Raw genomic sequence first — 987 nt, 5'->3', positions numbered from 1 at the left:
TGATAGTCTTTATCATTTTACCACAAAAAAATTTGGGCATTTACTGGAAACGTTTTAGTAAATATTGCATTTTTTAACATAGTTCAAAATTAACAAAGTAATAACCCTTGTGTTAATTTCACAAACTTGTTATACTGTTTAAGAAATTATTTTCTAAAATAGGAAAGAGGACTGAACATGCGTAAAATACCCAAAGCAACAGCTAGAAGATTACCACTATACCATCGCTACCTGCGTGTATTCAAAAATATGGGGAAAACACGTGTTTCTTCAACAGAATTAAGTGAAGCAGTAAAAGTTGAAAGTGCAACGATTAGACGTGACTTTTCATACTTTGGTGCTTTAGGTAAACGTGGATACGGCTATGATATTGATGCTTTATTAGATTTCTTTGGTAAGACATTAAGCCAAGACCGTTTAACAACAGTAGCACTAGTTGGTGTTGGTAATCTTGGTAATGCTTTATTAAATTACAACTTCAAAAAATCAAACAATATTCGAATTGGTGCTGCTTTCGATATCAATCAGGATATCATTGGTACAGTCCACAATGGTGTACCTGTTTATGATATGAAGGATTTAACTGAACAATTAAAATTAATGGATATTGAAGTGGTTATTCTCTCAGTACCTGAGGCAGTTGCTCAAGATATGGTCCCTGCTTTAGAACAGGCAGATATCAAAGGTATTTTGAATTTTACGCCAGTGAGGTTAGATGTACCGGATAGCATTCGGGTGCAAGATGTAGACTTCACGAATGAACTACAAACCTTGATCTACTTCATCTCAACAAATTCATAATATAATGGCTACATTTATATAAGCAAGCGAATAGGCCGAGATGGTTAGTCTCGGCCTATTTTTTATATCTATAATTGCTGTGAAAGTTTGTTAAGTTTCACATATAGGGTCTAAAATGATATAAAATTGTTTGCAATTTTTATCAAAATCTATCAAATTCAAACTTATTGTTTAGATTTAAATTGA

Annotated in this window: 1 protein-coding gene; it reads left to right on the top strand. The window is 32.6% G+C overall.

The window, feature by feature from the left end; translation table 11 throughout:
- The first annotated feature begins 177 nt into the window (after positions 1-177).
- Positions 178-801, top strand: coding sequence for a redox-sensing transcriptional repressor Rex (locus ACRCJ0_RS15425; protein ID WP_417893940.1), 624 nt, complete (start codon positions 178-180; stop codon positions 799-801).
- Positions 802-987: the final 186 nt, after the last annotated feature.

The sequence above is a fragment of the Aerococcus sp. L_32 genome (assembly GCF_050689315.1).
This window is presented reverse-complemented; position numbering and strand designations above follow the sequence as displayed.